Annotated in this window: 2 protein-coding genes; one reads left to right on the forward strand and one right to left on the reverse strand. The window is 51.0% G+C overall.

Translation table 11 applies throughout. From position 1 onward, the window contains the following. A partial coding sequence (locus ABYW01_RS17170; RefSeq protein ID WP_372835084.1) for an NADP-dependent isocitrate dehydrogenase occupies window positions 1-1,818 on the forward strand: 1,818 nt, incomplete at its 5' end. 80 nt (window positions 1,819-1,898) lie between these two features. Here ABYW01_RS17170 and ABYW01_RS17175 read toward each other — a convergent pair. Beyond that, window positions 1,899-3,403 (reverse strand): FMN-binding glutamate synthase family protein (locus ABYW01_RS17175; protein WP_372835086.1); only part of this gene is annotated, 1,505 nt, incomplete at its 5' end.

A 3,403-nucleotide genomic window follows, 5' to 3' on the forward strand; every position in this document is an offset into this window, starting at 1 on the left:
CCTGTACTGCGTGAAGGTAACTCTGACCGTCGTGCACCGGGCGCAGTAAAAGCCTTCGCACGTAAGTTCCCACACTCCATGGGTAAATGGAGCAAAGCTTCCCGCACTCACGCTGACTACATGCGCGGCGGTGATTTCTTCTCCAGCGAACAGTCCATCACAATGGAAGATGCTGGCGATGTACGTATCGAATTCGTTGATGCTGCTGGTAACGTTGAAGTTAAGAAAGAGCTGAGCCTGGAGAAAGGCGAGATTCTGGACAGCATGCGCATGAGTGCTAAAGCACTGCGTGAGTTCTTCGAAGAAAGCATGAACGACGCCAAAGAAACGGGCGTTATGTGGTCCCTGCACGTTAAAGCGACCATGATGAAAGTTTCCCACCCGATCGTATTCGGTCACGCGGTAACTGTATTCTACAAAGAGCTGTTCGAACAGTACGGCGAACTGTTTGACAAGCTGGGTGTAAACCCGAACAACGGTATCGGCAGCGTATACGACAAGATTGCTAGCCTGCCTCGCTCCCAGCGCGAAGAGATCGAAGAAGCGATCCACGCGTGCCACGAGCACCGTCCAGAAATGGCAATGGTTGATTCCGTTAAAGGCATCACCAACCTGCACGTTCCTTCCGACGTCATCGTTGATGCATCTATGCCTGCAATGATCCGTAACGGCGGTAAGATGTGGGGTCCTGACGGCAAGCCAAAAGATACTAAAGCGGTAATGCCTGAGTCCACTTACGCACGTATCTATCAGGAGATGATCAACTACTGCAAGACTAACGGTGCGTTTGATCCGACCACAATCGGTACTGTGCCTAACGTTGGCCTAATGGCTAAGAAAGCTGAAGAATACGGCTCTCACGACAAGACTTTCGAAACTGAACCAGGCGTGATGCGTGTCGTTGCAGCAGACGGTACCGTTCTGATGCAGCACGATGTTGAGAAAGGCGATATCTGGCGCGCATGCCAGACCAAAGACGAGCCTGTACGTGACTGGGTTAAACTGGCTGTGACTCGCGCACGTCAGTCTGATACTCCGGCTGTATTCTGGTTGGATTACAAACGTGCACACGACGCTGAACTGATCAAGAAGGTTAACGAATACCTGAAAGATCACGATACTGATGGTCTGGAAATTTACATCAAGACTTACAACCAGGCGATCCGCTACAGCATGGACCGCATGTTCCGCGGCAACGACACTATCTCTGTAACCGGTAACGTACTGCGTGACTACCTGACAGACCTGTTCCCAATCATCGAACTGGGTACCTCTGCGAAGATGCTGTCTATCGTTCCAATGCTGAAAGGCGGCGGCATGTACGAAACAGGTGCTGGTGGTTCCGCACCTAAACACGTACAGCAGGTTGAAGAAGAAAACCACCTGCGCTGGGACTCTCTGGGTGAATTCCTGGCTCTGGCCGTATCTCTGGAAGATATGAGCATCAAGAACGACAACCCACGTGCTGCTATCCTGGCTAAAACTCTGGATGCCGCGACGGGCAAACTGCTGGAAGAGAACAAATCTCCTTCCCGTAAAACCGGTGAGCTGGACAACCGTGGTAGCCACTTCTACCTGGGACTGTACTGGGCACAGGAAGTTTCGGCTCAGACTGAAGATGCTGAACTGGCTGCACAGTTTGCTCCACTGGCAAAAGCACTGGCTGACAACGAAGAACAGATCGTTGCTGAACTGGCTGCTGCACAGGGTACTCCTGCTGCTCTGGACGGTTACTACCACGCTAAGCGTGAAACCGTTAAGAAAGTGATGCGTCCAAGTGAAACACTGAACGCTGCACTGGCTGCTGCTAACAAGTAAGCATCCACTGCTAGCCAATAGCTAAGCGTCTAATAAAGACGATAAAAGCCCGGGGCGGGAAACTGCCCCGGGCTTTTTTGTTAATCGAGCTTGCTCTGGTCGATAGCCTGACTAAGATCCGATTCAGACGTTGCAATCATATCTTCCGCCCGCACATAAGCGCGTTCTTCCGGCATAGGATGCAACTTATCCATTGCTACCGACAACCCATGGTCCGACACAATCTTCACGTGATGCCTTCGCAACAGTCTCGGCTCTTTTACGCCACAAGAATGCGCAATCAAGCCAACGCCATAACTGATGTACTTGTGGTAATTCGCGACACGGTTTGCTTTATCAGCGGGATCAAGCCCTTGTTGCAAGCGTGGGTTATGGGTCGTAATGCCGGTAGGACAGGTATCTTTATTACATTGCATTGCCTGAATACAGCCCAGCGAAAACATAAAGCCTCGCGCCGATGTGACAAAATCAGCACCGGTCGCCAACGCCCACGCAACCTTGGAGGGCACAATCAACTTGCCTGATGCAATAATCTTGATCCGTTTTTTAAGCCCGCGCTCAACCAACATATCAACCAGCAACGGTAAACTTTCCTTCAGAGTCAGCCCCACATAATCCATCAAAGGCTGAGGTGCTGCACCGGTACCGCCATCGGCGCTATCAACGGTAATAAAATCTGGTGCAACAGACTCCCCCTTATCCAAAATCAGATCAAAGAAATGCTCCAGCCATTTCACATCACCTAATACCGCTTTAAAGCCAACAGGTTTACCCGTAACTTCCCGTATCCGCTGGATCATCGACAACAAATCCTCCGGCGACCTTATATCAGGATGACCATTAGGACTGATCGAAGCCTCTCCTTGAGGAATCCCCCTTATAGCCGCAATCTCGGCTGTGACCTTGCCTCCAGGAAGAATCCCGCCTTTTCCGGGTTTCGCCCCCTGACTCATCTTGATCTCAAACATCTTCACTTGTGGATGGCCAGCAACCTCGCTAAGTTTTTCATTGCTAAGCTGCCCTTCCCCATCTCGAACGCCATACTTTGCCGTACCGATCTGAAAGACGAGATCGCAACCGCCCTCCAGATGATAAGGACTGAGACCTCCCTCTCCAGTATTCATCCAGCACCCTGCCCGCGAAGCGCCCATTGCGAGAGCCTGCACGGCGGGTTTAGAAATTGCGCCATAACTCATACCGGAGATATTGAACAGAGAGTGGGTGGTGTACGGGTGTGTACAGTAAGGTCCGATTGTCACATCACTGATTGGTACCGCATCTTCTTCCAGAGTCGGGAAAGCGCAGTTCATAAAAAGAATCGAACCGGGAGGCTCCAGATTGCGGGTCGAGCCAAACGCGATCATACGCTCGACATTTTTAGCAGCCCTATACACCCAACTGCGTTCCGCGCGGTTAAATGGCATCTCTTCCCTATCCATAGCGAAAAAATACTGACGAAAGAATTCACCCTGCTTCTCAAACAGATAACGAAATCGACCGATCACCGGATAGTTGCGACGGATAGCCTGTTTGGTCTGTGTGATGTCTCTGATGTAGAGGTAGACAATAAACAACACCCCCAAAC

It is taken from the genome of Pontibacterium sp., assembly GCF_041587635.1.
Classification (GTDB): domain Bacteria; phylum Pseudomonadota; class Gammaproteobacteria; order Pseudomonadales; family Balneatricaceae; genus Pontibacterium.